The sequence below is a fragment of the Kocuria sediminis genome, from assembly GCF_009735315.1.
In the GTDB taxonomy this organism is placed as follows: Bacteria; Actinomycetota; Actinomycetes; order Actinomycetales; family Micrococcaceae; genus Kocuria; species Kocuria turfanensis.
Map to the genome: position 1 here is coordinate 403,168 of NZ_WOGU01000002.1, position 24,745 is coordinate 427,912.

Annotated in this window: 36 protein-coding genes and 1 pseudogene; 36 read left to right on the forward strand and 1 reads right to left on the reverse strand. The window is 69.0% G+C overall.

Annotated elements, in window-relative coordinates; genetic code table 11:
- The 3 genes and pseudogenes from GMA12_RS18730 to tuf all read left to right on the forward strand — a co-directional run.
- Nucleotides 1-71: pseudogene (locus GMA12_RS18730) on the forward strand (30S ribosomal protein S7); the annotation flags it as partial.
- 69 nt (nt 72-140) lie between these two features.
- The gene (gene fusA / locus GMA12_RS04080) at nt 141-2,255 is read left to right on the forward strand and encodes an elongation factor G (protein ID WP_162459450.1); all 2,115 of its coding nucleotides are present in this window, start codon (nt 141-143) and stop codon (nt 2,253-2,255) included.
- 160 nt (nt 2,256-2,415) lie between these two features.
- On the forward strand, nt 2,416-3,606 hold the full coding sequence (tuf, locus tag GMA12_RS04085; RefSeq protein ID WP_156267350.1) for an elongation factor Tu: 1,191 nt from the start codon (nt 2,416-2,418) through the stop codon (nt 3,604-3,606).
- Nucleotides 3,607-3,687: 81 nt separating this feature from the next.
- Here the strand turns inward: tuf and GMA12_RS04090 are convergent, their stop codons facing one another.
- Complete coding sequence (locus tag GMA12_RS04090) at nt 3,688-4,071, reverse strand: VOC family protein (protein ID WP_156267352.1); 384 nt, start codon at nt 4,069-4,071, stop codon at nt 3,688-3,690.
- A 521-nt stretch (nt 4,072-4,592) separates the two neighbouring features.
- Here GMA12_RS04090 and rpsJ point away from each other — a divergent pair.
- From rpsJ to rpsI, 33 genes are all read left to right on the forward strand, one after another.
- Nucleotides 4,593-4,901: a 30S ribosomal protein S10 gene (gene rpsJ, locus GMA12_RS04095; protein WP_003803825.1), complete on the forward strand. Its 309-nt coding sequence runs from the start codon at nt 4,593-4,595 to the stop codon at nt 4,899-4,901.
- Nucleotides 4,902-4,917: 16 nt separating this feature from the next.
- Complete coding sequence (rplC, locus tag GMA12_RS04100; RefSeq protein ID WP_156267354.1) at nt 4,918-5,574, forward strand: 50S ribosomal protein L3; 657 nt, start codon at nt 4,918-4,920, stop codon at nt 5,572-5,574.
- Between the two features lie 4 nt (nt 5,575-5,578).
- The gene (gene rplD / locus GMA12_RS04105) at nt 5,579-6,202 is read left to right on the forward strand and encodes a 50S ribosomal protein L4 (RefSeq protein ID WP_156267356.1); all 624 of its coding nucleotides are present in this window, start codon (nt 5,579-5,581) and stop codon (nt 6,200-6,202) included.
- Nucleotides 6,199-6,504, forward strand: a complete 306-nt coding sequence (rplW, locus tag GMA12_RS04110; RefSeq protein WP_047803923.1) for a 50S ribosomal protein L23 — start codon at nt 6,199-6,201, stop codon at nt 6,502-6,504. The genes rplD and rplW overlap by 4 nt, the downstream gene beginning before the upstream one ends.
- A 30-nt stretch (nt 6,505-6,534) precedes the next feature.
- Nucleotides 6,535-7,374: a 50S ribosomal protein L2 gene (gene rplB, locus GMA12_RS04115; protein WP_017833299.1), complete on the forward strand. Its 840-nt coding sequence runs from the start codon at nt 6,535-6,537 to the stop codon at nt 7,372-7,374.
- Nucleotides 7,375-7,386: 12 nt separating this feature from the next.
- Nucleotides 7,387-7,668 carry a 30S ribosomal protein S19 gene (gene rpsS / locus GMA12_RS04120; protein ID WP_047803924.1) on the forward strand — a complete coding sequence of 94 codons (282 nt, stop codon included), beginning with the start codon at nt 7,387-7,389 and terminating at the stop codon, nt 7,666-7,668.
- A gap of 53 nt (nt 7,669-7,721) precedes the next feature.
- Nucleotides 7,722-8,087: a 50S ribosomal protein L22 gene (rplV, locus tag GMA12_RS04125; RefSeq protein ID WP_047803925.1), complete on the forward strand. Its 366-nt coding sequence runs from the start codon at nt 7,722-7,724 to the stop codon at nt 8,085-8,087.
- A complete protein-coding gene (gene rpsC / locus GMA12_RS04130) occupies nt 8,088-8,939 on the forward strand; it encodes a 30S ribosomal protein S3 (protein ID WP_162459451.1) in 852 nt (283 codons plus the stop codon).
- Entirely contained in the window at nt 8,940-9,356 is a 417-nt protein-coding gene (rplP, locus tag GMA12_RS04135; RefSeq protein WP_047803927.1) for a 50S ribosomal protein L16, read from the forward strand.
- A 2-nt stretch (nt 9,357-9,358) separates the two neighbouring features.
- Nucleotides 9,359-9,634, forward strand: coding sequence for a 50S ribosomal protein L29 (gene rpmC / locus GMA12_RS04140; RefSeq protein ID WP_047803928.1), 276 nt, complete (start codon nt 9,359-9,361; stop codon nt 9,632-9,634).
- Nucleotides 9,631-9,921 (forward strand): 30S ribosomal protein S17, encoded by a 291-nt coding sequence (gene rpsQ, locus GMA12_RS04145; RefSeq protein WP_162459452.1) that lies wholly within the window; start codon nt 9,631-9,633, stop codon nt 9,919-9,921. Before rpmC ends, rpsQ begins: the two co-directional genes overlap by 4 nt.
- Nucleotides 9,922-10,281: 360 nt before the next feature.
- Nucleotides 10,282-10,650 (forward strand): 50S ribosomal protein L14, encoded by a 369-nt coding sequence (gene rplN / locus GMA12_RS04150; protein ID WP_017833306.1) that lies wholly within the window; start codon nt 10,282-10,284, stop codon nt 10,648-10,650.
- Between the two features lie 2 nt (nt 10,651-10,652).
- The gene (rplX, locus tag GMA12_RS04155) at nt 10,653-10,997 is read left to right on the forward strand and encodes a 50S ribosomal protein L24 (protein ID WP_156267358.1); all 345 of its coding nucleotides are present in this window, start codon (nt 10,653-10,655) and stop codon (nt 10,995-10,997) included.
- The gene (rplE, locus tag GMA12_RS04160; RefSeq protein WP_047804319.1) at nt 10,997-11,566 is read left to right on the forward strand and encodes a 50S ribosomal protein L5; all 570 of its coding nucleotides are present in this window, start codon (nt 10,997-10,999) and stop codon (nt 11,564-11,566) included. The genes rplX and rplE overlap by 1 nt, the downstream gene beginning before the upstream one ends.
- 79 nt (nt 11,567-11,645) lie before the next feature.
- Nucleotides 11,646-12,044 (forward strand): 30S ribosomal protein S8, encoded by a 399-nt coding sequence (gene rpsH, locus GMA12_RS04165; protein WP_047804318.1) that lies wholly within the window; start codon nt 11,646-11,648, stop codon nt 12,042-12,044.
- A gap of 23 nt (nt 12,045-12,067) precedes the next feature.
- Complete coding sequence (gene rplF / locus GMA12_RS04170; RefSeq protein WP_062734953.1) at nt 12,068-12,604, forward strand: 50S ribosomal protein L6; 537 nt, start codon at nt 12,068-12,070, stop codon at nt 12,602-12,604.
- A 2-nt stretch (nt 12,605-12,606) separates the two neighbouring features.
- On the forward strand, nt 12,607-12,978 hold the full coding sequence (rplR, locus tag GMA12_RS04175) for a 50S ribosomal protein L18 (protein WP_062734952.1): 372 nt from the start codon (nt 12,607-12,609) through the stop codon (nt 12,976-12,978).
- The gene (gene rpsE, locus GMA12_RS04180; protein WP_047804315.1) at nt 12,975-13,706 is read left to right on the forward strand and encodes a 30S ribosomal protein S5; all 732 of its coding nucleotides are present in this window, start codon (nt 12,975-12,977) and stop codon (nt 13,704-13,706) included. Before rplR ends, rpsE begins: the two co-directional genes overlap by 4 nt.
- Nucleotides 13,706-13,915 (forward strand): 50S ribosomal protein L30, encoded by a 210-nt coding sequence (gene rpmD, locus GMA12_RS04185; RefSeq protein WP_047804314.1) that lies wholly within the window; start codon nt 13,706-13,708, stop codon nt 13,913-13,915. The genes rpsE and rpmD overlap by 1 nt, the downstream gene beginning before the upstream one ends.
- A gap of 2 nt (nt 13,916-13,917) precedes the next feature.
- Nucleotides 13,918-14,394, forward strand: coding sequence for a 50S ribosomal protein L15 (gene rplO / locus GMA12_RS04190; protein WP_156267360.1), 477 nt, complete (start codon nt 13,918-13,920; stop codon nt 14,392-14,394).
- 254 nt (nt 14,395-14,648) lie between these two features.
- Nucleotides 14,649-15,959, forward strand: coding sequence for a preprotein translocase subunit SecY (gene secY, locus GMA12_RS04195; protein ID WP_162459453.1), 1,311 nt, complete (start codon nt 14,649-14,651; stop codon nt 15,957-15,959).
- 73 nt (nt 15,960-16,032) lie between these two features.
- Complete coding sequence (locus GMA12_RS04200) at nt 16,033-16,596, forward strand: adenylate kinase (RefSeq protein ID WP_156267362.1); 564 nt, start codon at nt 16,033-16,035, stop codon at nt 16,594-16,596.
- A gap of 118 nt (nt 16,597-16,714) precedes the next feature.
- Nucleotides 16,715-17,551 (forward strand): type I methionyl aminopeptidase, encoded by an 837-nt coding sequence (map, locus tag GMA12_RS04205; RefSeq protein WP_156267364.1) that lies wholly within the window; start codon nt 16,715-16,717, stop codon nt 17,549-17,551.
- A 38-nt stretch (nt 17,552-17,589) separates the two neighbouring features.
- Nucleotides 17,590-18,777 (forward strand): dual-specificity RNA methyltransferase RlmN, encoded by a 1,188-nt coding sequence (gene rlmN / locus GMA12_RS04210; protein ID WP_162459470.1) that lies wholly within the window; start codon nt 17,590-17,592, stop codon nt 18,775-18,777.
- 242 nt (nt 18,778-19,019) lie between these two features.
- Entirely contained in the window at nt 19,020-19,241 is a 222-nt protein-coding gene (infA, locus tag GMA12_RS04215; protein WP_017833319.1) for a translation initiation factor IF-1, read from the forward strand.
- A 54-nt stretch (nt 19,242-19,295) separates the two neighbouring features.
- Nucleotides 19,296-19,409: a 50S ribosomal protein L36 gene (rpmJ, locus tag GMA12_RS04220; protein WP_017833320.1), complete on the forward strand. Its 114-nt coding sequence runs from the start codon at nt 19,296-19,298 to the stop codon at nt 19,407-19,409.
- Between the two features lie 170 nt (nt 19,410-19,579).
- Complete coding sequence (gene rpsM, locus GMA12_RS04225) at nt 19,580-19,948, forward strand: 30S ribosomal protein S13 (protein ID WP_062734947.1); 369 nt, start codon at nt 19,580-19,582, stop codon at nt 19,946-19,948.
- Between the two features lie 82 nt (nt 19,949-20,030).
- The gene (gene rpsK, locus GMA12_RS04230; RefSeq protein WP_156267366.1) at nt 20,031-20,435 is read left to right on the forward strand and encodes a 30S ribosomal protein S11; all 405 of its coding nucleotides are present in this window, start codon (nt 20,031-20,033) and stop codon (nt 20,433-20,435) included.
- Between the two features lie 139 nt (nt 20,436-20,574).
- Nucleotides 20,575-21,582, forward strand: coding sequence for a DNA-directed RNA polymerase subunit alpha (locus GMA12_RS04235; protein WP_047804308.1), 1,008 nt, complete (start codon nt 20,575-20,577; stop codon nt 21,580-21,582).
- 67 nt (nt 21,583-21,649) lie between these two features.
- Nucleotides 21,650-22,411 (forward strand): 50S ribosomal protein L17, sunset domain variant, encoded by a 762-nt coding sequence (gene rplQ, locus GMA12_RS04240; protein ID WP_156267368.1) that lies wholly within the window; start codon nt 21,650-21,652, stop codon nt 22,409-22,411.
- Nucleotides 22,412-22,584: 173 nt separating this feature from the next.
- Nucleotides 22,585-23,484, forward strand: coding sequence for a tRNA pseudouridine(38-40) synthase TruA (gene truA / locus GMA12_RS04245; RefSeq protein ID WP_156267370.1), 900 nt, complete (start codon nt 22,585-22,587; stop codon nt 23,482-23,484).
- 261 nt (nt 23,485-23,745) lie between these two features.
- Entirely contained in the window at nt 23,746-24,189 is a 444-nt protein-coding gene (gene rplM, locus GMA12_RS04250; protein WP_062734945.1) for a 50S ribosomal protein L13, read from the forward strand.
- 38 nt (nt 24,190-24,227) lie between these two features.
- Nucleotides 24,228-24,734, forward strand: coding sequence for a 30S ribosomal protein S9 (gene rpsI, locus GMA12_RS04255; protein ID WP_047804304.1), 507 nt, complete (start codon nt 24,228-24,230; stop codon nt 24,732-24,734).
- The last annotated feature ends 11 nt before the right edge of the window (nt 24,735-24,745 follow it).

Consider the following 24,745-nt stretch of genomic DNA (forward strand, 5'->3'; position numbering starts at 1 on the left):
CCGTGAAGCGCCGCGAGGACACCCACAAGATGGCGGAGTCCAACAAGGCCTTCGCCCACTACCGCTGGTAGAATCTTCTTCGGCCTGTCGGCCCCACCGGGCCGACAGGCCGCCGGCACCATCTCCTGAAGGGAAACACCGTGGCACTTGACGTGCTTACCGACCTCAAGAAGGTCCGCAACATCGGCATCATGGCCCACATCGATGCCGGGAAGACCACCACCACCGAACGCATCCTGTTCTACACCGGTATCTCCCACAAGATCGGCGAGACCCACGATGGTGCCTCCACCATGGACTGGATGGCGCAGGAGCAGGAGCGCGGCATCACCATCACGTCGGCCGCGACGTCCTGCTACTGGCACGACAACCAGATCAACATCATCGACACCCCCGGCCACGTGGACTTCACGGTCGAGGTCGAGCGCTCCCTGCGCGTGCTCGACGGCGCCGTCGCCGTCTTCGACGGCAAGGAGGGCGTCGAGCCCCAGTCGGAGACGGTCTGGCGCCAGGCCGACAAGTACGACGTCCCCCGCATCTGCTTCGTCAACAAGATGGACAAGCTGGGCGCCGACTTCTACTTCACCGTCGACACCATCATCAACCGCCTCGGCGCCAAGCCGCTGGTCATGCAGCTGCCGATCGGCTCCGAGTCCGCCTTCACCGGCGTGGTCGACCTGCTCACCATGAAGGCCTTCGTGTGGCCCGGCGACTCCAAGGGCGACGTCTCCATGGGCGCCAAGTACGAGATCGAGGACATCCCCGCCGATCTCCAGGAGAAGGCCGAGCAGTACCGCAACGAGCTGGTCGAGGCCGTGGCCGAGGCCGACGACGACCTGATGGAGAAGTACCTCGGCGGCGAGGAGCTGACCCTCGACGAGCTGAAGGCCGGCATCCGCAAGCTGACCATCAACTCGCAGGCCTACCCCGTGCTGTGCGGCTCCGCGTTCAAGAACCGCGGCGTGCAGCCGATGCTCGACGCCGTGATCGACTTCCTGCCGTCCCCGCTGGACGTGCCGAACGTCGAGGGCCACGCGCTCAACGACGAGGAGGAGATCCTCACCCGCCCGGTCGACTCGACCGCGCCGTTCTCCGCGCTCGCGTTCAAGGTCGCCACCCACCCCTTCTACGGGCAGCTGACCTACATCCGCGTGTACTCCGGCAAGGCCGGCAACGGCGACCAGGTGCTGAACTCCACCAAGGGCAAGAAGGAGCGCATCGGCAAGCTGTTCCAGATGCACTCCAACAAGGAGAACCCGGTCGACACCATCCAGGCCGGCCACATCTACGCCGCCATCGGGCTCAAGGACACCACCACGGGCGACACCCTGTGCGACATCCAGAACCCGATCGTGCTCGAGTCCATGTCCTTCCCGGACCCGGTCATCTCGGTGGCCATCGAGCCGAAGACCAAGGGCGACCAGGAGAAGCTCTCCGTCGCGATCCAGAAGCTCTCCGCCGAGGACCCCACGTTCACCGTGTCCCTCAACGAGGAGACCGGCCAGACCGAGATCGGCGGCATGGGCGAGCTCCACCTGGACATCCTGGTGGACCGCATGAAGCGCGAGTTCAAGGTCGAGGCCAACGTCGGCAAGCCCCAGGTGGCCTACCGCGAGACGATCAAGAAGGCCGTCGAGAAGATCGACTACACGCACAAGAAGCAGACCGGTGGATCCGGTCAGTTCGCCAAGGTGCAGGTGGCCTTCGAGCCGATCCCGCTGGACGCCGAGGAGCTCTACGAGTTCGACAACAAGGTCACGGGCGGTCGCGTGCCCCGCGAGTACATCCCCTCCGTGGACGCGGGCATCCAGGACGCCATGCGGCTCGGCATCCTCGCCGGCTACCCGGTCGTGGGCGTCAAGGCCACGCTGCTGGACGGCGCCTACCACGACGTCGACTCCTCCGAGATGGCGTTCAAGATCGCCGGCTCCATGGTCTTCAAGGAGGGTGCCCGCAAGGCGCAGCCCGTGCTCCTCGAGCCGCTCATGGCGGTCGAGGTGCGCACCCCCGAGGAGTACATGGGCGAGGTCATCGGCGACCTGAACTCCCGCCGCGGCCAGATCCAGTCCATGGAGGACGTCAGCGGCGTCAAGCTGGTCAGCGCCCTCGTGCCGCTGTCCGAGATGTTCGGCTACATCGGCGACCTCCGGTCCAAGACCCAGGGCCGCGCCGTGTACTCGATGCAGTTCGACAGCTACTCGGAGGTCCCGAAGGCCGTCGCCGAGGAGATCGTGCAGAAGAACCGCGGCGAGTAGGCACCACCCCCTCGGCCCCGGCCGGGAATTTCATCAATCACGCACAGCCAAAGTAGACTTGCAGAGGTTTCAGTACTGCTGAGTGCCTCAGCTCCCCCCGACCAACACCCGGTGGGGTAGTGCTGAGCAAGTTTCGACAAATGTTCTAGGAGGAACAACCATGGCGAAGGCCAAGTTCGAGCGCACCAAGCCGCACGTCAACATCGGCACCATCGGCCACGTCGACCACGGCAAGACGACGCTCACGGCTGCCATCTCCAAGGTCCTGGCGGACAAGTACCCGGACCTGAACGAGCAGCGCGACTTCGGCGCCATCGACTCCGCCCCGGAGGAGAAGCAGCGCGGCATCACGATCAACATCGCGCACATCGAGTACCAGACGGAGAAGCGTCACTACGCTCACGTGGACGCCCCGGGCCACGCCGACTACGTCAAGAACATGATCACCGGTGCGGCCCAGATGGACGGCGCCATCCTCGTGGTCGCCGCCACCGACGGCCCCATGGCCCAGACCCGCGAGCACGTGCTGCTCGCCCGCCAGGTGGGCGTGCCCTACCTGCTGGTGGCCCTGAACAAGTCCGACATGGTCGACGACGAGGAGCTGCTGGACCTCGTCGAGATGGAGGTGCGCGAGCTCCTCTCCGACCAGGGCTTCGACGGCGACAACGCGCCGGTCGTGCGCGTCTCCGCCCTGAAGGCCCTCGAGGGCGACGCCGAGTGGGTCGCCAAGATCGAGGAGCTCATGGAGGCCGTCGACGAGAACGTGCCGGACCCCGTCCGGGAGATGGACAAGCCGTTCCTCATGCCCATCGAGGACGTCTTCACGATCACCGGTCGCGGCACCGTGGTGACCGGCCGTGCCGAGCGTGGCACGCTGCCGATCAACTCCGAGGTCGAGATCGTCGGCATCCGCCCGGTCCAGAAGACCACCGTCACCGGCATCGAGATGTTCCACAAGCAGATGGACGAGGCCATGGCGGGCGAGAACTGCGGTCTGCTGCTGCGCGGTCTCAAGCGTGACGACGTCGAGCGCGGCCAGGTCGTGTGCAAGCCGGGTTCCATCACCCCGCACACCGACTTCGAGGCGAACGTCTACATCCTCTCCAAGGAGGAGGGCGGCCGTCACAACCCGTTCTACTCGAACTACCGTCCGCAGTTCTACTTCCGGACCACCGACGTCACCGGCGTCATCACGCTGCCCGAGGGCACCGAGATGGTCATGCCCGGCGACAACACCGAGATGACGGTCGCGCTGATCCAGCCGATCGCCATGGAGGAGGGCCTCGGCTTCGCCATCCGTGAGGGTGGCCGCACCGTGGGCTCCGGCCGCGTCACCAAGATCATCAAGTAGTCCCTCCGGGCTCCTTGCCGATCAGCAGGACCCCCCGTCGCTCGCGCAGCGGCGGGGGGTCCTGCCATGTCCGGGGCCGGTTCAGCCGGTGCGTTCGTGCAGGCACAGGACGTTGCCCTCGGAGTCGGTGAACCAGGCGGCCCGCATTCCCTCCGTGGTGGCGATGTGGTCCACGGTCCGCAGGCCGGGGAGGTCGTAGTCCTCGAAGCGCACGCCCCGGCCCTCGAGCTCCCGGACCGCGGCCCCCACGTCGGGCACCTCGAAGCTGGCCTGCGTCAGCTCGGACACGGGCGCGTCCGGGCGCAGCAGCAGCTGCAGGCCGGTGTGCCCGTCCTCGCTGAACAGCACGCCCTCCGGCTCGGGGGTGCTCCCGGGGGAGAGGCCGAGGGTCTGCTCGTAGAAGTTCCGGGCGCGGTCGAGGTCCCGCACGGGCACGATCGCGACCAGTCGCGTGGTGGACAGCATGGGACCCATCTCCCCGGACGTCGGTGCGCGGACACGGCCAGGATACGGCCGGCCCCGCCGGCGCGGGTCGCGGAAACCTCACGGTTGCGGCACAGTCGGGTACGCGGGGCCGCCGGTACGCGGGGCGGCCGGCGGCACCCGGCGGGCGCGTGCGTTTGCACCGGGTGCCCATCTCTGGCAGGATGGACGACGTTGTTCAAGCGCCGACGTGTGCTCTCAGCGGTTCGAACCGGCACCACCCGAGAAGTCGTCGGGACCCGAAGCAGAACCGAGGGCCAGCTGCCCGAGACGCTGCCACGTACGGACCACATACAGCCCACCCCGTTCAGCGGATTCGGTGCGCCCGCGTGTGCTGCACGCGGCGACACGCCCGAGTTCGGGGGTCGGAGCTCCAGCAGGGTGAGGAACCCGGAGGATTCCGGATTCAGTCTGCGTGGAGGGGCGCCCAGCAGGCGGCGCCATGCACAAGGAGCACATGCTCCGTCACAGGGAAGTACTTCAAGAAAGAGAGTCACGACGCCATGGCGGGACAGAAAATCCGCATCCGGCTGAAGTCGTACGACCACGAGGTCATCGACGTCTCGGCCCGGAAGATCGTTGAGACGGTGACGCGCGCAGGCGCCACGGTGGTCGGCCCCGTGCCGCTGCCCACGGAGAAGAACGTGTACTGCGTCATCCGCTCGCCGCACAAGTACAAGGACAGCCGTGAGCACTTCGAGATGCGCACCCACAAGCGGCTGATCGACATCATCGACCCCACGCCGAAGGCCGTCGACTCGCTCATGCGCCTCGACCTGCCGGCTGACGTGAACATCGAAATCAAGCTGTAAAGAGGATCGCATCCCAATGACTACCACTTTCGAACGCCAGGTGAAGGGCCTGCTGGGCACGAAGCTCGGCATGACCCAGGTCTGGGACGAGAACGGGAAGTTCGTGCCGGTGACCGTCGTCAAGGCGGACTCCAACGTCGTGACCCAGCTGCGCAACCAGGACCGTGACGGCTACTCGGCCGTGCAGATCGGGTTCGGTGCGATCGACCCCCGCAAGGTGACCAAGCCGCTCGCCGGTCACTTCGAGAAGGCCGGCGTGACCCCCCGCCGCCACGTCGTCGAGCTGCGCACGGCCGACGCCGAGTCGTACGAGCTCGGCCAGGAGCTCTCCGTCGAGATCTTCGAGGCCGGCCAGAAGGTCGACGTCATCGGCACCACCAAGGGCAAGGGCACGGCCGGTGTGATGAAGCGTCACGGCTTCTCCGGCGTCGGCGCCTCCCACGGTGCCCACAAGAACCACCGCAAGCCGGGATCCATCGGCGGCGCGTCCTACCCCGCTCGCGTGTTCAAGGGCATGCGCATGGCGGGCCGCATGGGCAACGCGCGGCACACGACCCAGAACCTCACCGTTCACGCCGTGGACGCCGAGAACTCCCTGCTGCTCATCAAGGGCGCCCTGCCGGGCCCCAAGGGTTCGGTCGTCCTCGTCCGCACCGCAGTGAAGGGAGCCTGACACCATGGCAACTCAGACCGTCAACGTCGACCTGCCCGCCGAGATCTTCGACGTCCAGACCAACGTGCCGCTGCTGCACCAGGTCGTCGTCGCTCAGCTGGCCGCGGCCCGCCAGGGCACGCACAAGACCAAGAACCGCGCCGAGGTCTCCGGTGCCGGCCGCAAGCCCTTCAAGCAGAAGGGCACCGGCCGCGCGCGCCAGGGCTCGATCCGCGCCCCGCACATGACCGGCGGCGGCGTGGTGCACGGGCCGACCCCGCGCGACTACAGCCAGCGCACGCCCAAGAAGATGAAGGCCGCCGCCCTGCGCGGGGCCCTCTCGGACCGGGCGCGCAACGGCCGCATCCACGTGGTGGAGGCCGTCGTCGAGGGCGCCGTCCCGAGCACCAAGGGCGCCATGGCGACCCTGCGCGGGCTCACCGACCGGAAGAACCTGCTGGTCGTGCTCCACCGCAACGACGACGTGGCCGCGCTCTCGGTGCGCAACCTCGACGACGTCCACACCGTCTACGCCGACCAGCTCAACACCTACGACGTGCTGGTCTCCGACGACGTGGTCTTCACCAAGGACGCCTTCGAGTCCTTCGTGGCGGCCGCCGGCAAGAAGAAGCAGGAGGACGCCAAGTGAGCGCGACCACCATCAAGGATCCCCGCGACGTCATCATTGCACCCGTCGTCTCGGAGAAGTCCTACGGTCTCATCGACGAGGGCCGCTACACGTTCTTCGTGGCGCCCGACTCGAACAAGACGGAGATCAAGTACGCCGTGGAGCAGATCTTCGGCGTCAAGGTCGAGACCGTGAACACCATCAACCGTGCCGGGAAGCGGAAGCGCACGCGCTTCGGCTGGGGTCAGCGCAAGGGCACCAAGCGTGCCGTTGTGACCCTGAAGGAAGGCACCATCGACATCTTCGGCGGTCCGCTCGCCTGAGCGGAGACCACTTTAACGAGGAACTGACACATGGCTATCCGTAAGCACAAGCCGACAACCCCGGGCCGTCGCGGCTCCTCCGTTGCCGACTTCGCAGAAATCACGCGCACGACCCCCGAGAAGTCGCTGGTCCGGCCGTTGCCCAAGAAGGGCGGTCGCAACAACACCGGCCGCATCACCACCCGGCACAAGGGTGGCGGGCACAAGCGCCAGTACCGCGTCATCGACTTCCGTCGCCACGACAAGGACGGCGTCGACGCCAAGGTCGCGCACATCGAGTACGACCCCAACCGCACGGCGCGCATCGCGCTGCTGCACTTCGTGGACGGCTCCAAGCGCTACATCATCGCGCCCAACAAGCTGTCGCAGGGCGACGTCGTCGAGTCGGGCCCCGGCGCCGACATCAAGCCCGGCAACAACCTCCCGCTGCGCAACATCCCCGTCGGCACCGTGATCCACGCCGTCGAGCTCCGTCCGGGCGGCGGCGCCAAGCTCGCCCGCTCCGCCGGCGCGTCGGTGCAGCTCGTGGCCAAGGAGGGCAAGTACGGCCAGCTGCGCCTGCCCTCCGGCGAGATCCGCAACGTCGACGTCCGCTGCCGCGCGACGGTCGGCGAGGTCGGCAACGCCGAGCAGTCGAACATCAACTGGGGCAAGGCCGGCCGCAACCGCTGGAAGGGCGTCCGCCCGACCGTCCGTGGTGTGGTCATGAACCCCGTCGACCACCCGCACGGTGGTGGCGAGGGCAAGACCTCCGGTGGCCGCCACCCGGTCAACCCGAACGGCAAGCCCGAGGGCCGCACCCGCCGCCCCAACAAGGAGAGCGACAAGCTCATCGTCCGCCGTCGTCGCACCGGCAAGAACAAGCGCTAAGGAGCCTGACACATGCCACGCAGCCTGAAGAAGGGCCCTTTCGTCGATCAGCACCTTTTCCTGAAGGTCGCCAAGGAGAACGACAAGGGCACCAAGAACGTCATCAAGACGTGGTCCCGCCGCTCGATGATCATCCCCGACATGCTGGGGCACACGATCGCCGTGCACGACGGACGCAAGCACATCCCCGTGTTCATCACCGAGTCGATGGTCGGGCACAAGCTCGGCGAGTTCGCTCCCACGCGGACCTTCCGCGGCCATGTGAAGGACGACAAGAAGGGCAAGCGCCGCTGATCCTCCGGGATCCCGCAGCGTGAGCACTTCGAGAAGACGAGAGAAGGAAAGCAATGGAAGCCAAGGCATCTGCGCGCTACATCCGCGTGACGCCTATGAAGGCCCGGCGCGTCGTCAACCTGATTCGTGGCCAACAGGCGAATGAGGCTCTGGCGATTCTGAAGTTCGCCCCCCAGGGCGCTTCGGAGCCGGTGTTCAAGGTCCTCCAGTCGGCGGTCGCCAACGCGCGCCAGCTGGCCGACCGCGACGGCCTGCCGTTCAAGGAGGACGAGCTCGTGGTGAGCGAGGCCTTCGTCGACGAGGGTCCGACCATGAAGCGGTTCCAGCCGCGCGCCCAGGGCCGCGCCTACCGCATCAACAAGCGCACGAGCCACATCACCGTGATCGTGGCGAGCCCTGACAGCGAGGAGGTCCGCTAAGTGGGACAGAAGATCAACCCGCACGGGTTCCGGCTGGGCATCACCACCGACCACGTGTCGCACTGGTACGCGGACTCCACCAAGGAGGGCCAGCGGTACAAGGACTACGTCCGTGAGGACATCAAGATCCGCAAGCTCATGTCCACGGGCATGGAGCGCGCCGGCATCTCGAAGGTCGAGATCGAGCGGACCCGGGACCGGGTGCGCGTGGACATCCACACCGCCCGCCCCGGCATCGTCATCGGCCGCCGCGGCGCCGAGGCCGACCGCATCCGCGGCGAGCTCGAGAAGCTCACGGGCAAGCAGATCCAGCTGAACATCCTCGAGGTCAAGAACCCCGAGGTGGACGCCCAGCTGGTCGCCCAGGGCGTCGCCGAGCAGCTCGCCTCCCGCGTGGCCTTCCGCCGCGCCATGAAGAAGGCCATCCAGTCGGCGCAGCGCGCCGGCGCCAAGGGCATCCGGATCCAGTGCGCCGGCCGCCTCGGCGGCGCCGAGATGAGCCGCTCGGAGTTCTACCGCGAAGGCCGCGTGCCCCTGCACACCCTGCGCGCGAACATCGACTACGGCTTCTTCGAGGCGAAGACCACCTTCGGCCGCATCGGCGTGAAGGTCTGGATCTACAAGGGCGACCTCACCGCCAAGGAACTGGCGGCCCAGCAGGCCGCCGCTCCGTCGCGCGGCCGTGGTGGCGACCGTGACCGCCGCGGCGGTCCGGGTGAGCGTCGTGGTGGCGGCGGCGACCGTCGTCGCACCGACCGTAACGACCGTGGCGGACGCCGTGAGCGCGGCGACTCCGCCCCCGCCTCCCAGGCCCCGGCCGCGGGGGCGACCAACGCAGAGGGTGGTAACTAAATGCTCATCCCACGTCGTGTGAAGTTCCGCAAGCAGCACCACCCGAAGCGCACGGGCGCCGCCAAGGGCGGCACCACCGTCGCCTTCGGCGAGTGGGGCATCCAGGCGCTCACGCCGGCCTACGTGACGAACCGTCAGATCGAGGCCGCACGTATCGCCATGACCCGCCACATCAAGCGTGGCGGCAAGGTCTGGATCAACATCTACCCGGACCGTCCCCTGACCAAGAAGCCCGCCGAGACCCGCATGGGCTCCGGCAAGGGCTCGCCCGAGTGGTGGGTCGCGAACGTCAAGCCCGGGCGCGTGATGTTCGAGCTCTCCGGTGTCTCCGAAGAGGTCGCCCGCGAGGCCCTGCGCCTGGCGATCCACAAGCTCCCGATGAAGGCACGCATCGTGCGTCGCGAAGGTGGTGAATGAGAATGGCTGTTGGATCCAAGGATCTGAGCATCGAGAACCTCGCGGCCCTCGACAAGGACTCTCTGGGTGAGGCGCTGCGCAAGGCCAAGACGGAGCTGTTCAACCTCCGTTTCCAGTCCGCAACCGGCCAGCTCGAGAACAACGCCCGCCTGAAGGCGGTCAAGCGCGACATCGCCCGCATCTACACGGTGCTGCGCGAGCGCGAGCTCGGCATCCGGCCCCAGGCGGGCTCCGCCGAGACCACCGCCGAGACCACCTCCGAGGAGGACGCCAAGTGACCGAGCAGATCAACAACGGGGCCGAGCAGGCCCCCGAGCGCGGTGACCGCAAGAGCCGCCGCGGCTACGTGGTCTCCGACAAGATGGACAAGACCGTCGTCGTGCAGCTGCAGGACAACGTCAAGCACGCCCTGTACGGCAAGGTCATCCGCCGGTCGTCGAAGGTCAAGGCCCACGACGAGCAGAACGCCGCCGGCGTCGGCGACCTCGTGCTGATCACCGAGACCCGCCCGCTGTCCGCCTCCAAGCGGTGGCGGATCGTGGAGATCATCGAGAAGGCGAAGTAGTCCGGTCCGGCTCTCCCGAGCCGGCCACCGCGGCGACGGCCCGTCCCTCCGTGCGAGGGGCGGGCCGCCGTCGTTCCCCGGCGGCCCGAGCGCTGCGGCGCCTGTGCTAAGCTGGTGAGCTTGTATGGGCGTTTTTCGTCTGCCCGTACGCCCCACAGCTCTTCGTGCCAGCGCATAATGACCGCGTGCAGGGCGCCTCCGCGCCGCCTGGTGGCGGGTTCAGATGCTCCTGGCATGGAGGGCTGGGCCCGGTCCGGCGTGCGACGCCGGGGGAGGGCACATCATCCGACAAGCTGTTCCGCAAGGCCCGCACCGTGCTCTCGATCGGTGTTGGAACCGGCGTGACGACAGGAGTAATCAGTGATTCAGCAGGAGTCGCGACTGAAGGTCGCCGACAACACGGGTGCGAAGGAAATCCTCACCATCCGTGTTCTCGGTGGATCCGGACGTCGCTACGCAGGCATCGGCGACATCATCGTCGCCACCGTCAAGGACGCGATCCCCGGCGGCAACGTGAAGAAGGGCGACGTCGTCAAGGCCGTCATCGTCCGCACCAAGAAGGAGCGCCGTCGTCCGGACGGTTCCTACATCAAGTTCGACGAGAACGCCGCAGTGATCCTGAAGAACGACGGGGACCCCCGTGGTACTCGCATCTTCGGCCCCGTGGGCCGCGAGCTGCGCGACAAGAAGTTCATGAAGATCATCTCGCTGGCCCCGGAGGTGCTCTGACCATGGCGAAGTTCAAGATCAAGACCGGCGACCTGGTGCAGGTCATCTCCGGCAACAAGGACAACAAGGGCAAGCAGGGCAAGGTCCTGCGCGTGTTCCCCGAGACCTCCCGCGTGCTCGTCGAGGGCGTCAACGTGGTCACCCGCCACCGCAAGGCCTCCATGCAGGGCGAAGCCGGCGGCATCGAGAAGGTCGAGGCCCCGATCCACGTGTCCAACGTGGCCTTCGTGGACCCGGAGACCAACAAGCCGACCCGCATCGGCTACCGCACCGAGACCGTGGAGCGCGACGGACGCCAGAAGACCGTCCGTGTCCGCGTCTCCAAGAGCACCGGCAAGGATCTGTGATGAGCGAAACCACCGAGATCAGCGTGTCCCCGCGCTTCAAGGACAAGTACCGCGAGACCGTCGTCCCCGCGCTGCAGGAGCAGTTCGGCTACGGCAACGTCATGGAGATCCCGCGCGTCGTCAAGGTCGTCGTGAACATGGGCGTCGGTGACGCCGCCAAGGACTCGAAGCTGATCGACGGCGCGGTCCGCGACCTCACCGCGATCACCGGCCAGAAGCCGCTCGTGACCCGGGCGAAGAAGTCCATCGCGCAGTTCAAGCTGCGCGAGGGCATGCCGATCGGCGCGCACACCACGCTGCGCGGCGACCGCATGTGGGAGTTCCTCGACCGCCTCGTCACCCTGGCGCTGCCGCGCATCCGCGACTTCCGCGGTCTGTCCGACCGCCAGTTCGACGGCAACGGCAACTACACCTTCGGCCTGACCGAGCAGTCGATGTTCCACGAGATCGACCAGGACCGCATCGACCGCGTCCGCGGCATGGACATCACGGTGGTCACCACCGCGAAGACCGACGACGAGGGCCGCGCGCTGCTGAAGGCGCTCGGCTTCCCCTTCAAGACCAACTAATCTCGCTACGTTCCAGGTCTGCTCGCGCGCCGCACGGCGCCGGCGGAAACCGGGACGAGGAAGGGCACGTGCCCCCAAAATGACAATGACAGATCCTGTCGCGGACATGCTGACGCGTCTGCGCAACGCCAACTCCGCCTACCACGACTCCGTGAGCATGCCGTACTCGAAGCTCAAGGCCCGGGTCGCGGACATCCTCAAGACCGAGGGCTACATCGCGGACTACAAGGAAGAGGCGGCCGAGGTCGGCAAGACCCTGACGCTGTCCCTGAAGTTCGGTCCCAACCGGGAGCGCTCCATCGCGGGCGTCCGTCGCATCTCCAAGCCGGGCCTGCGCGTCTACGCCAAGTCCACCAACCTCCCCAAGGTCCTGGGCGGCCTGGGCATCGCCATCCTGTCCACCTCCTCCGGGCTGCTGACCGACAAGCAGGCCGCGAAGAAGGGCGTGGGCGGCGAAGTCCTCGCGTACGTCTGGTAACCCGGAACAGAAAGGAAGAGAACATGTCACGTATCGGACGTCTCCCCATCTCTGTGCCGGCCGGTGTGGAGATCAAGATCGACGGCAACGTCGTCTCCGTCAAGGGCGCCAAGGGCGAGCTGCAGCACACCGTTGCCAGCCCGATCACCGTCGCGCTCGAGGACAGCACCCTCACCGTCACCCGCCCCAACGACGAGCGCGAGTCCCGTTCGCTGCACGGGCTCACCCGCACCCTGATCGCCAACATGATCCAGGGCGTCACCCAGGGCTACACCAAGGGCATCGAGATCGTCGGCACCGGTTACCGCGTGCAGGCCAAGGGCCAGGACCTCGAGTTCGCGCTCGGCTACAGCCACCCGATCACCTTCAAGGCCCCGGACGGCATCTCGTTCACCGTCGAGGGTGTCAACAAGCTCTCGGTCAACGGCATCGACAAGCAGCAGGTCGGCGAGGTCGCCGCGAAGATCCGCAAGCTGCGCGCCCCCGAGCCCTACAAGGGCAAGGGCGTGCGGTACGCCGGCGAGCAGATCCGCCGCAAGGCCGGAAAGGCTGGTAAGTAATCATGGCTCTGAAGATCAAGGGCAAGTCCAAGGCCGCCGCGCGCAGCCGCCGCCACGTCCGGGTGCGCAAGCACCTGGCGGGCACGGCCGCCCGCCCGCGCCTGGTCGTCAACCGCTCGGCCCGCCACGTGTTCGTCCAGGTCGTCGACGACACCAAGGGTGTCACCGTCGCCTCGGCGTCCACCATGGAGGCCGATCTGCGCGGTGCCGAGGCGGACAAGACCGCCAAGGCCAAGCGCGTGGGTGAGCTCGTGGCCGAGCGCGCCAAGGCCGCCGGTGTCGAGGCCGTCGTGTTCGACCGCGGCGGCAACAAGTACCACGGTCGCGTGGCGGCTGTCGCCGACGGCGCCCGCGAAGGAGGTCTGGCACTGTGAGCGAGCAGAACAACGAGAAGGAAACCCAGGTGACCGAAGCGAGCACTGCCTCCACGGAGGCGACCGGGGCCCAGCAGACCACCGAGGCCAACCGCTCCCAGGACTCCCGCGGCGACCGCGGGGGCCGTGGCGAGCGCGGCGGCCGCGGTGAGCGCGGGGGCCGTGGCGAGCGCGGCGGCCGTGGCGGCCGTGGCGGGCGCGAGGAGGAGAAGGACAAGTTCCTCGAGCGCGTCGTGACCATCAACCGCGTCTCCAAGGTCGTCAAGGGCGGTCGTCGCTTCAGCTTCACCGCGCTGGTCGTCGTCGGCGACGGCAACGGCATGGTCGGTGTCGGCTACGGCAAGGCCAAGGAGGTGCCGGCCGCGATCTCCAAGGGTGTCGAGGAGGCGAAGAAGAACTTCTTCCGCGTCCCGCGCATCGAGGACCGCACCATCCCGCACCGTGTGCAGGGCGAGGCCGCTGCCGGCGTCGTCATGCTCCGTCCGGCGACCCCCGGTACCGGCGTGATCGCCGGTGGCCCGGTCCGTGCCGTGCTCGAGTGCGCCGGCATCCACGACGTGCTGTCGAAGTCCCTCGGCTCGTCGAACCAGATCAACATCGTGCACGCAACGATCGAGGCGCTCCGTCAGCTCGAGGAGCCGGCGGCCGTCGCGGCCCGTCGTGGGCTGCCGATCGACGAGGTCGTCCCCGGTCCGCTGCTGCGCTCGATCCAGAAGGCAGGTGCCTGATGTCCGGCAAGCGTATCCAGCCCGACGGGGCGGAGCTGCGCATCACGCAGATCCGCTCGGTGGTCGGCCAGAAGCAGAACATGCGGGACACCCTGCGGTCCCTCGGCCTCAAGCGGCCGGGCAACGTCGTGGTCCGCAAGGCCGACGGCGTGACCGCGGGCATGGTCAACACCGTCGCCCACCTGGTCAAGGTCGAGGAGGCCAAGTAACCATGGCAGAGAACACTGCTGAGAAGAACGAGAAGGTGCACGCCCTCAAGGTGCACCACCTGCGTCCGGCCCCGGGCGCGAAGACCGCCAAGACCCGTGTGGGTCGCGGTGAGGGCTCCAAGGGCAAGACCGCCGGCCGCGGCACCAAGGGCACCAGTGCCCGGTACCAGGTCAAGGCGGGCTTCGCGGGCGGGCAGCTGCCGCTGCACATGCGCCTGCCCAAGCTGCGCGGGTTCAAGAACCCGTTCCGCGTGGAGTACCAGGTCGTCAACCTCGACAAGCTCTCCGAGCTCTTCCCGGAGGGCGGCGAGGTGACCGTGGAGTCGCTCGTGGCCCGCGGCGCGGTCCGGAAGAACCAGCCCGTCAAGGTGCTGGGCTCCGGCGACATCGCGGTCGCGGTCGACGTGAAGGCGCACGCCTTCTCCGGCTCCGCCGCCGAGAAGATCGCCGCCGCCGGCGGCAGCACCACCGCGCTGTGAGCGCGCGCCGTGGGGCCGGGCACGCCCGGCCCCACGGCACCGTCGGAGCAGGCCCCGTCCACGCGAGCGTGGGCGGGGCCTGACCCGTTGGCCGCCCGCGGCCCGGCGCGCGCCGGGCCGCCCCGGGCGCGGCGGGTTCGTTAGACTGGCCGGAGTCGTCCGTGCCCGCCCGCGCGCGGACCGCAGGACCGAGCTCCCGCCCCACCCCACCCCCGCGGCCGGACGCCGGTCGGATCCAGTCTCTAGGAGGACATGTGCTCAGCGCTTTCGGACGGGCGTTGCGAACCCCCGACCTGCGACGCAAGCTGGGGTTCACCCTCGCCCTCATCGTGCTCTACCGCCTGGGCACGTTCATCCCGGCGCCGGGCGTCGACTACGGCAACGTGCAGCAGTGCCTGGCCCTGGGCACCACCACCGGCGGGGTCTACGACATGGTGAACCTCTTCAGCGGCGGCGCCCTGCTGCAGCTGTCGGTCTTCGCCCTCGGCGTGATGCCCTACATCACGGCGAGCATCATCGTGCAGCTGCTGCGCGTGGTGATCCCGCGCTTCCAGGAGCTGCACGAGGAGGGCGCGCAGGGACAGACCCAGCTCACCCAGTACACCCGCTACCTCACGATCGGGCTGGCGCTGCTCAACGCCACCACGATCGTCTCCCTGGCCCGCTCGGGCGCCCTGCTGGGCGACTGCCCGCTGCCGATCATCCCCAACGACACGATCCTGACGGTCGTCATCATGATCATCACGATGACCGCGGGCACCGCCATCATCATGTGGCTGGGGGAGCGGATCACGGAGAAGGGCGTGGGCAACGGCATGTCCCTGCTGATCTTCACCTCGATCGCCGCGACCTTCCCCTCCGCCCTCGGCGAGATCCTGCGGACCCGGGGCTGGGGCGTGTTCCTGTCGGTGCTGGCCGTGGGTCTCGTGGTGATCACCTGCGTGGTCTTCGTGGAGCAGTCCCAGCGCCGGGTGCGGGTGCAGTACGCCAAGCGGATGGTGGGCCGGCGCACGATCGGCGGCACCACCACCTACATCCCGCTCAAGGTCAACATGGCCGGCGTCATCCCGATCATCTTCGCGTCCTCGATGCTGATGCTGCCCGGCATGCTCGCCCAGTTCGGCATGCCGGACGACGGCTCGGACATCCCCGGCTGGGTCAACTGGATCAACACCTACCTCGTCACCGGGGACCACCCCGTGTACATGGTGCTGTACTTCCTGATGATCGTGTTCTTCACGTACTTCTACGTGTCGATCACGTTCAACCCGGAGGAGGTCTCCAACAACATGAAGCGCTACGGCGGCTTCATCCCCGGCATCCGGGCGGGCCGGCCCACGGAGAAGTACCTGCAGTACGTGCTGAGCCGGATCACGTTCCCCGGGGCCCTCTACCTGGGCATCGTGTCCATGATCCCGCTCGTGGCGCTCGTGCTGGTGGACGCCAACCAGAACTTCCCGTTCGGCGGGCCCTCGCTGCTCATCATGGTGGGCGTGGGGCTGGACACGGTAAAGCAGATCGAGGCGCAGCTGCAGCAGCGCAACTACGAGGGCCTGCTGCGCTGAACCCGGCCCCGGGCCCCCGCGAGGGCGCCCGCTAGACTGGGCCCGCAGCCATTCCCGACCGCAAGGAGACTTCATGACCCGCATGCTCATCATCGGCCCCCCGGGCGCCGGCAAGGGCACCCAGGCCGTGCGCATCTCGGAGAAGCTGGGCGTGCCGGCGATCTCCACCGGTGACATCTTCCGGGCCAACATCAAGGGCCGGACGGCCCTGGGCCAGGAGGCCAAGAGCTACATCGACGCCGGCGACCTCGTCCCGGACTCGGTGACGAACCGGATGGTGCGCGACCGGCTGGCCGAGACGGACACCGCGGACGGCTTCCTGCTCGACGGCTACCCGCGCAACGCCGCGCAGGTGGAGGAGCTCGACTCGATCCTGGCCGAGCTGGACCAGGAGCTCGACGCCGTGCTCAAGCTGACCGCCGACCGCGACGAGCTCGTCCAGCGGCTGCTCGGCCGGGCGCAGAAGGAGGGCCGCACCGACGACACCGAGGACGTCATCCGCCACCGCCTCGACGTCTACGACGCGGAGACCGCCGCGGTCGTGGACCTCTACGACGGGCGCGGGATCGTCCGCGAGGTCGACGGACTGGGCAGCGTCGAGGACGTCACCGCACGGATCCTGGCGGCGCTGTCCTGACCGGACGCCCCGCACCGCCGACTCCGTGACACCCCCGGACACCCCCCGGGGGTCTCACGTTTAACCCACGACCGCCGCGAGCACCCCACTTCGGGGAGCGGCCCGGAAGGAACACCGCATGTTCGGCCGCCGCCGGATCGAGTACAAGACCAACGCCCAGCTGCGCAGCATGCAGCGCGCCGGGGTGGTGACCTCGCGCGCCCTCGACGCCGCCGTGGCGGCCGCCGTGCCCGGGGTGACCACCGCGTCCCTCGACGCGGTGTTCCGCTCCGTCCTGGAGGAGCACAGCGCGAGCTCCAACTTCCTCGGCTACTACGGCTACCCGGCGGCGGTGTGCGTGTCCGTCAACGAGGTCGTCGTGCACGGCATCCCCGGCGAGCAGGTGCTGGAGGAGGGCGACATCCTCTCCGTGGACGGCGGGGCGATCGTGGACGGCTGGCACGGGGACTCGGCGCGCACCGTGCTGCTCGGCCGCCCGGACCCCGCCGACACGGAGCTGTCCGAGGTCACCCGCCAGGCCATGTGGCGGGGGATCGCCGCGGCCGCGACCGGCACGCACGTCGGGGACATCGGCGCGGCCGTGGAGGACCACGTCCGCCAGGTCTCCGGGCATCGGTTCGGGATCCTCGAGGAGTACGTGGGGCACGGCATCGGCTCCAAGATGCACATGGCCCCCGACGTCCTGAACTTCCGCAGCACCGACCGCGGGCCCCGGCTGCGCCCGGGGATGGCCCTGGCCATCGAGCCGATGCTCGTGCGCGGGGGGATCGGCACCCGGGTGCTCGACGACGACTGGACCGTGGTCACCACCGACGGCGCCCGCTCCAGCCAGTGGGAGCACTCCGTGGCCCTGCACGCCGACGGCATCTGGGTGCTCACGGCCGAGGACGGCGGCGCCTCGGAGCTGGAGCCGCTCGGCGTCACCCCCGTCCCGATCCCGGAGGACCGCCCGTGAACCGGCAGACCGACCCACTTCCCACCGAGGAGACCACCGTGACCCAGGCACCGCAGCAGAGCGGCCCGGCCGGCGGCCGGACCGCGACGCCCGTCGAGCTGACCGTCCGCCCGAAGCCCGGCCAGCTGACCTTCACCGCGCCGCGCCGGGGCAAGCCGCCGAAGCACCTCGCCGACTTCGACCTCGCGGGCCGCCGCGAGTTCCTCGCGCAGCTCGGGCACAAGCCGTTCCGCGCGGGCCAGCTCTCCCGGCACTACTTCGACCGGCTCGCCTCGGCCCCCGAGGACATGACCGACCTGCCCGCGGCCGGGCGGGAGGAGCTGGTGGCGCAGGCCCTGCCCCCGCTGCTCACCTCCGTGCGCACCCTCGAGGCGGACCAGGGCGCCACGCTCAAGAGCGTGCACCGGCTCTTCGACGGGGCGATGGTGGAGTCGGTGCTGATGCGCTACACCAACCGGGTGACCATGTGCATCTCCTCGCAGGCCGGGTGCGGGATGAACTGCCCGTTCTGCGCCACCGGCCAGGCCGGGCTGACCCGCAACCTGTCCACCGCCGAGATGGTCGAGCAGGTGGTCCAGGGGGCGCGCCTACTGCGCGGCGGCAAGGTCGGCCGGGCGGAGCAGGAGCCGCTGCGCGTGTCCAACATCGTGTTCATGGGCATGGGGGAGGCCCTGGCCAACTACAAGGCCACGCTGGGCGCCGTGCACCGGCTGATCGACCCCTCGCCCGAGGGCCTGGGCATCTCCGCGCGCGGGATCACCATGTCCACCGTCGGCCTGGTGCCCGGGATCCGGAAGTTCACCCGGGAGAAGCTGCCCGTCACGCTCGCGCTGTCCCTGCACGCCCCCGACGACGAGCTGCGCGACGAGCTGATCCCCATCAACACCCGGTGGAAGGTCGACGAGGCCCTCGACGCCGCCCGCGAGTACTACGACGTCACCGGCCGGCGGGTGTCCATCGAGTACGCCCTGATCCGCGACATCAACGACCAGGGCTGGCGCGCCGACCTGCTGGGGGAGAAGCTCAACTCCCGGGGCGCCGGCTGGGTGCACGTCAACCCCATCCCGCTCAACCCGACCCCCGGCTCCAAGTGGACCGCGTCCCGGCCCGGCGTGGAGCAGAACTTCGTGGAGCGCCTGCGCGCCCACGGCATCCCCACCACCGTGCGGGACACCCGCGGCTCGGACATCGACGGGGCCTGCGGGCAGCTCGCCGCCGTGGTCTGAGCCGTGCCGCCCACCCTCGGGGGCGCCTCCCGCGTTGCGGGAGGCGCCCCCGATCACGTAGAGTGTTCTGTTGGTTGTCTGTGCTCCAGCGATTCCGCACTCATCGGACCCCGCCGACCCCCACCGTGCACCACGAACGGTGATGGTGCGCGCGTACAGGTCCGCTGCGGCGTTTAACGACGATGTACACCCGAAACCCTGCCCGCCGCCCCGGCGGGGGGCACCTGAAGTTAGCGGAGGATATGGCCAAGAAAGACGGAGTCATCGAGATCGAAGGCACTGTGGTCGAGGCTCTGCCCAACGCGATGTTCCGCGTTGAGCTGAACAACGGTCACCTGGTCCTCGCCCACATCTCCGGCAAGATGCGCCAGCACTACATCCGGATCCTCCCCGAGGACCGCGTGGTGGTGGAGCTGAGCCCGTACGACCTCACCCGCGGTCGTATCGTCTACCGCTACAAGTAGGACCGGCGGCCGTCCGGGCCGCACCCACTCGAGAGAACGACGCGAAGGAATGCGATGAAGGTCCAACCGAGCGTGAAGCCGATCTGCGACAAGTGCAAGGTGATCCGCCGCAACGGGCGGGTCATGGTGATCTGCGAGAACCCGCGCCACAAACAGCGTCAGGGCTGACCAGCCCCGACCACCCACGCAAGTGGAACCACGAAAGGCACCGCTCCCGACCGGAGAGATCCAGGCGGGTGCCCCCGGTACAGAGGCCGGGGACCGGCGGACGGACATGACGTCACCGACCGGACAGCGATGCTCCAGACCTCTGGAGAAGCACAAGGAGAACCGCCGATATGGCTCGTCTCGCAGGCGTCGACCTTCCCCGTGAGAAGCGGCTGGAAGTCGCGCTCACCTACATCTACGGCGTGGGACGCACCCGCGCGCTGGCAACCCTGGCCGCCACCGGCATCTCGGGCGACCTGCGCGTGCGCGAGCTCACCGATGCCCAGCTCGTGGAGCTGCGCGACTACATCGAGGACAACTACAAGGTTGAGGGTGACCTCCGCCGCGAGGTGGCCGCCGACATCCGCCGCAAGGTCGAGATCGGCAGCTACCAGGGCATCCGGCACCGCCGCGGCCTGCCGGTGCACGGCCAGCGCACCAAGACCAACGCCCGCACCCGCAAGGGTCCCAAGCGCACGGTCGCCGGCAAGAAGAAGTAGCCCGTTGCCGCTCGCACGCCGGGACCCCACGGTCCCCCGAGCGGCCCACCACCACTCTTCCCGAACTTTGTAGGAGACATCCATGCCCCCGAAGACTCGCGCAGCGGCTTCCCGCAAGCCCCGCCGCAAGGACAAGAAGAACGTCACCCAGGGCCAGGCCCACATCAAGTCGACGTTCAACAACACCATCGTCACCATCACCGACCCCACCGGCGCCGTCCTCTCCTGGTCCTCCGCCGGGGAGATGGGGTTCAAGGGCTCTCGCAAGTCCACCCCGTTCGCCGCCCAGATGGCCGCCGAGGCCGCCGCCAAGCGCGCCCAGGAGCACGGCGTGCGCAAGGTCGACGTGTTCGTCAAGGGCCCGGGCTCCGGGCGCGAGACCGCCATCCGCTCCCTGCAGGCCACCGGCCTCGAGGTCGGCTCCATCTCGGACGTCACCCCGAGCGCGCACAACGGTTGCCGCCCGCCGAAGCGCCGCCGCGTCTGATGCGAGCGTGCCCGCCGGGACCCCACCGGGGTCCCGGCGGGCACGCCGACTGAAGGACCGGGCACCGGTCCGCACCCATCAACTGTTTTCCACCATTTGCGCGCGTCATATAGCGGATGCCCGCTGAAAGGAAACATCAGTGCTCATCGCACAGCGCCCCACCCTCTCCGAAGAGGTCGTGGCCGACAACCGGTCCCGCTTCGTGATCGAACCGCTCGAGCCCGGCTTCGGCTACACCCTCGGCAACTCCCTCCGCCGCACGCTGCTCTCCTCCATCCCCGGTGCTGCCGTGACCAGCATCCGGCTCGACGGGGTGCTCCACGAGTTCTCCACCGTGGAGGGCGTGAAGGAGGACGTCACCGAGATCATCCTCAACGTCAAGAAGCTCGCCGTGTCCTCGGAGCAGGACGAGCCCGTCGTCGCCTACCTGCGCAAGCAGGGCCCCGGCGTCGTGACCGCCGCGGACATCACGGCCCCGGCCGGCGTGGAGATCCACAACCCGGACCTGCACATCGCCACGCTCAACGCCAAGGGTCAGCTCGAGCTCGAGCTGACCATCGAGCGCGGCCGCGGGTACGTCTCGGCCGCCCAGAACAAGGCCGGCGACGCGGAGATCGGCCGCATCCCGGTCGACTCCATCTACTCGCCGGTGCTCAAGGTGACCTTCCGCGTGGAGGCCACCCGCGTGGAGCAGCGCACCGACTTCGACAAGCTGGTGCTCGACGTGGAGACCAAGGAGGCCATCACCCCGCGTGACGCCGTGGCCTCCGCCGGCACCACCCTGGTCGAGCTGTTCGGCCTGGCCCGGGAGCTCAACACGGCCGCCGAGGGCATCGAGATCGGTCCCTCGCCGACCGACGCCGCGATGGCCGCCGACATGGCGCTGCCCATCGAGGACCTCGAGCTCACCGTGCGGTCCTACAACTGCCTCAAGCGCGAGGGCATCCACACCGTGGGTGAGCTCGTGGGCCGCTCCGAGGCGGACCTGATGGACATCCGCAACTTCGGCGCCAAGTCGATCGACGAGGTGAAGGCCAAGCTCGTCGACCTCGGCCTGTCCCTCAAGGACTCGCCTCCCGGCTTCGACCTCGCCGCTCGCGCCGCCGCGATCGACGACGAGAACCCGTTCGACGACGACGACCACTAGTCCTTCCCGCTGAAGTCCCACCGGCCGCCCGGCCCGGGCGGGACGAACTTCCAGGAGATCAACAACCATGCCTACTCCCACCAAGGGACCCCGCCTCGGAGGCGGCCCCGCGCACGAGCGCCTGATGCTGGCGAACCTGTCCCAGCAGCTGTTCGAGCACAAGCGCATCACGACCACCGTCACCAAGGCGAAGCGGATGCGTCCCTACGCCGAGCGGCTGATCACCTTCGCCAAGCGCGGTGACCTCGCCGCGCGCCGGCGCGTGCTCGCGCAGCTGACCGACAAGTCCGTGGTGCACGAGCTGTTCACCACCATCGCCTCGGCGATGGAGGACCGCAACGGCGGCTACACCCGCATCACCAAGATCGGCAACCGCAAGGGCGACAACGCCCCCATGGCCGTCATCGAGCTCGTGATGGAGCCCGTCGCGACCAAGGCCACCGTGGCCGAGGCCGAGCGCGCCACCGCGAAGGCCGCCCCGGCGCCCGCCGCCCCGGTCGACACCCCGGCCGGCAGCACCGCCGCCGAGGTCGCCGCCGAGGAGATCCCCGCCGAGGAGCAGGCCCCCGAGGTCGGCTCCGAGCAGGCCGCCGAGGTCGCCGCCGAGAACACCGAGGCGGAGTTCCCCGGCTCGCACGCCCCGCTGGAGTCCGGCGAGGCCCCCGAGGGCTTCGAGATCAAGGGCAACCGGAACTCGATGAAGTACCACGTGCCCGGTTCGCGCTGGTACGCGGGCACCACCGCCGAGATCTGGTTCGACTCCCCGGCCAACGCCGAGGCCGCCGGCTTCCAGCCGGCCGGCGGCTCCGCCGCGCAGAAGCTGCGCTGAGCGGGTCCGGCCGGACGAACACCGCGCACGCCGCCGGGGACCTGGTCCCCGGCGGCGTTGCCGTGCCCGGCACCCTGTCGCGCCCGGCACCCTGTCGCGCCCGACCCTGCGCGCCCGGACCGACGTGCCCGACCGCGCGCCCTGCCGCCTCCCCCTGACCGAGAGGAACGCCCATGACCGAGTCCCCCGTGCGGGTGCGGATCGACCTCGCCTACGACGGAGCGCCCTTCGCCGGGTGGGCCCGTCAGCCGGGGCTGCCCACCGTCCAGGGCTCCCTCGAGGACGCCCTGGCCGTGCTGGTGCGCCGCGAGGTGCGGGTCGTGGTGGCGGGGCGGACCGACACCGGTGTGCACGCCCGCGGCCAGGTGGTGCACCTCGACCTCACCGGGGAGGAGTGGCGCGGGCTCGCCCGCGGCCGCGGGGAGGACCCCGGGGCGGCGCTCGAGCGCCGGCTCACCGGGGCGCTCGGCCACGTGCTGGGGCGCGGCCGCCGGGAGCACGGCCTGCCGGAGAGCCCGGGGGCGGTCGTGGTGCGCCGGGCCGCGGCCGCGCCGGCGGGCTTCGACGCCCGGTTCTCGGCCGTCTCGCGCCGCTACAGCTACCGGATCGACGACGGCGCGGCGGGCCACGACCCGCTGACCCGCCACCTGACCTGGTGGACCAAGGACGTGCTGGACGCCGACGCGATGGCGGCCGCCGTGCAGGACCTGGTCGGGCTGCACGACTTCCTTTCCTTCTGCCGGCCCCGGGAGGGCGCCACCACGGTGCGGGAGGTCCTCGGCGTGTCCGTGGAGCGGGACCGGGACGGCCTCGTGGTGCTCGGCATCGAGGCGGACGCGTTCTGCCACCACATGGTCCGCTCCGTCGTCGGCGCCGCGGCCCGCGTGGGCGCCGGGCGCGAGACCCGGGACTGGCTGGGGCTCCGCCTGGCGGACCGGGTGCGCGACGCCCGGGTGCTCCTGGCGCCCCCGCACGCCCTCGTCCTCGAGGAGGTGCGCTACCCCGGCGACGCCGGACTGGGGGAGCGGGCCGAGCGCACGCGGGCCCTCCGGGACCCTCTGCACCGGGATTGACCGCCACACCGTCCGGGTGTATGCCGCGGAGTGGTCTTTGACCGCCCGATCCGGTAACGTGGGGTGCTGTTGTGCGTGTCCCGCCTCGGTTCACGTGTACCCGGATCCGCCGTCCAGTTGCAGGACGCATGGCGCTCCGGTGCACCGGGGTCTCGGGCACCGGATGCAGCTCGGCCCTCACCCGAGCCCCGGACGGCACACCGAGAAACGGCGTGATCCCAACTAGCGCCACCGAGAGAACCCGAACGAAGGCAAACTAACGTGCGTACGTACACCCCGAAGCCCGGTGACATTCAGCGCCAGTGGCACGTCATCGATGCCACCGACGTCGTCCTGGGTCGTCTTGCCAGCCAGACCGCAACGCTGCTGCGCGGAAAGCACAAGCCGACCTTTGCTCCCCACGTGGACGCCGGTGATTTCGTCATCATCATCAACGCCGAGAAGGTCGCCCTGACCGGCTCGAAGCTCGAGAAGAAGCGGGCCTACCGCCACTCCGGCTACCCGGGCGGGCTCAAGTCCACCTCCTACGCCGAGCTGCTGGAGAAGAACCCGGTCCGCGCCGTGGAGAAGGCCATCCGTGGCATGCTCCCGAAGAACAAGCTGGCCGCCCAGCAGATGTCCAAGCTCAAGGTCTACGCCGGCCCGGAGCACCCCCACGGTGCCCAGCAGCCCCAGACTTTCGAGTTCACCCAGGTCGCCCAGTAGTTCCGGGCCTACGAGACAAGAACTGATCGAGGAGAATCGTGGCTCAGAACACTGAAGAGCAGAACACCGTGGACGTCGAGGAGCAGCTGAGCAGCTACACCTCCGAGTCGGCCCCCGCCGCGGAGACCGCCGTCGCCGCCGAGCGCCCGGCCCTGACCGTCTCCGGCCAGGCCGTGGGCCGCCGCAAGGAGGCCGTCGCCCGCGTGCGCGTCGTCCCCGGCTCCGGCCAGTGGACCATCAACGGCCGCACCCTGGAGAACTACTTCCCGAACAAGCTGCACCAGCAGGAGGTCAACGACCCCTTCCGCCTGCTGGAGCTCGAGGGCGCCTACGACGTCATCGCCCGCATCCACGGCGGTGGCCCGTCCGGCCAGGCCGGCGCGCTGCGCCACGGCGTGGCCCGCGCCCTCAACGAGATCGACGTGGAGAACAACCGGCCCACGCTCAAGAAGGCCGGCTTCCTCACCCGTGACCCGCGCGTCATCGAGCGCAAGAAGGCCGGTCTCAAGAAGGCCCGCAAGGCCCCGCAGTACTCCAAGCGCTGATCGACGGGCCG

Bases quoted from the DNA above. Each gene is read 5' to 3' on its own strand.
- rplQ (WP_156267368.1), top strand. From the start codon at position 21,650: ATGCCTACTCCCACCAAGGGACCCCGCCTCGGAGGCGGCCCCGCGCAC.
- rplE (WP_047804319.1), top strand. From the start codon at position 10,997: ATGAGCGAAACCACCGAGATCAGCGTGTCCCCGCGCTTCAAGGACAAG.
- rpsH (WP_047804318.1), top strand. From the start codon at position 11,646: ATGACAATGACAGATCCTGTCGCGGACATGCTGACGCGTCTGCGCAAC.
- rplV (WP_047803925.1), top strand. From the start codon at position 7,722: ATGGAAGCCAAGGCATCTGCGCGCTACATCCGCGTGACGCCTATGAAG.
- rplR (WP_062734952.1), top strand. From the start codon at position 12,607: ATGGCTCTGAAGATCAAGGGCAAGTCCAAGGCCGCCGCGCGCAGCCGC.
- rpsS (WP_047803924.1), top strand. From the start codon at position 7,387: ATGCCACGCAGCCTGAAGAAGGGCCCTTTCGTCGATCAGCACCTTTTC.
- rplF (WP_062734953.1), top strand. From the start codon at position 12,068: ATGTCACGTATCGGACGTCTCCCCATCTCTGTGCCGGCCGGTGTGGAG.
- rplC (WP_156267354.1), top strand. From the start codon at position 4,918: ATGACTACCACTTTCGAACGCCAGGTGAAGGGCCTGCTGGGCACGAAG.
- rplB (WP_017833299.1), top strand. From the start codon at position 6,535: ATGGCTATCCGTAAGCACAAGCCGACAACCCCGGGCCGTCGCGGCTCC.
- rpmJ (WP_017833320.1), top strand. From the start codon at position 19,296: ATGAAGGTCCAACCGAGCGTGAAGCCGATCTGCGACAAGTGCAAGGTG.
- rplD (WP_156267356.1), top strand. From the start codon at position 5,579: ATGGCAACTCAGACCGTCAACGTCGACCTGCCCGCCGAGATCTTCGAC.
- rpsM (WP_062734947.1), top strand. From the start codon at position 19,580: ATGGCTCGTCTCGCAGGCGTCGACCTTCCCCGTGAGAAGCGGCTGGAA.
- tuf (WP_156267350.1), top strand. From the start codon at position 2,416: ATGGCGAAGGCCAAGTTCGAGCGCACCAAGCCGCACGTCAACATCGGC.
- rpsK (WP_156267366.1), top strand. From the start codon at position 20,031: ATGCCCCCGAAGACTCGCGCAGCGGCTTCCCGCAAGCCCCGCCGCAAG.
- rplP (WP_047803927.1), top strand. From the start codon at position 8,940: ATGCTCATCCCACGTCGTGTGAAGTTCCGCAAGCAGCACCACCCGAAG.
- rplO (WP_156267360.1), top strand. From the start codon at position 13,918: ATGGCAGAGAACACTGCTGAGAAGAACGAGAAGGTGCACGCCCTCAAG.
- truA (WP_156267370.1), top strand. From the start codon at position 22,585: ATGACCGAGTCCCCCGTGCGGGTGCGGATCGACCTCGCCTACGACGGA.
- infA (WP_017833319.1), top strand. From the start codon at position 19,020: ATGGCCAAGAAAGACGGAGTCATCGAGATCGAAGGCACTGTGGTCGAG.
- GMA12_RS04200 (WP_156267362.1), top strand. From the start codon at position 16,033: ATGACCCGCATGCTCATCATCGGCCCCCCGGGCGCCGGCAAGGGCACC.
- rpmC (WP_047803928.1), top strand. From the start codon at position 9,359: ATGGCTGTTGGATCCAAGGATCTGAGCATCGAGAACCTCGCGGCCCTC.
- rpmD (WP_047804314.1), top strand. From the start codon at position 13,706: ATGTCCGGCAAGCGTATCCAGCCCGACGGGGCGGAGCTGCGCATCACG.
- GMA12_RS04090 (WP_156267352.1), bottom strand. From the start codon at position 4,071: ATGCTGTCCACCACGCGACTGGTCGCGATCGTGCCCGTGCGGGACCTC.
- map (WP_156267364.1), top strand. From the start codon at position 16,715: ATGTTCGGCCGCCGCCGGATCGAGTACAAGACCAACGCCCAGCTGCGC.
- rplX (WP_156267358.1), top strand. From the start codon at position 10,653: ATGGCGAAGTTCAAGATCAAGACCGGCGACCTGGTGCAGGTCATCTCC.
- rpsJ (WP_003803825.1), top strand. From the start codon at position 4,593: ATGGCGGGACAGAAAATCCGCATCCGGCTGAAGTCGTACGACCACGAG.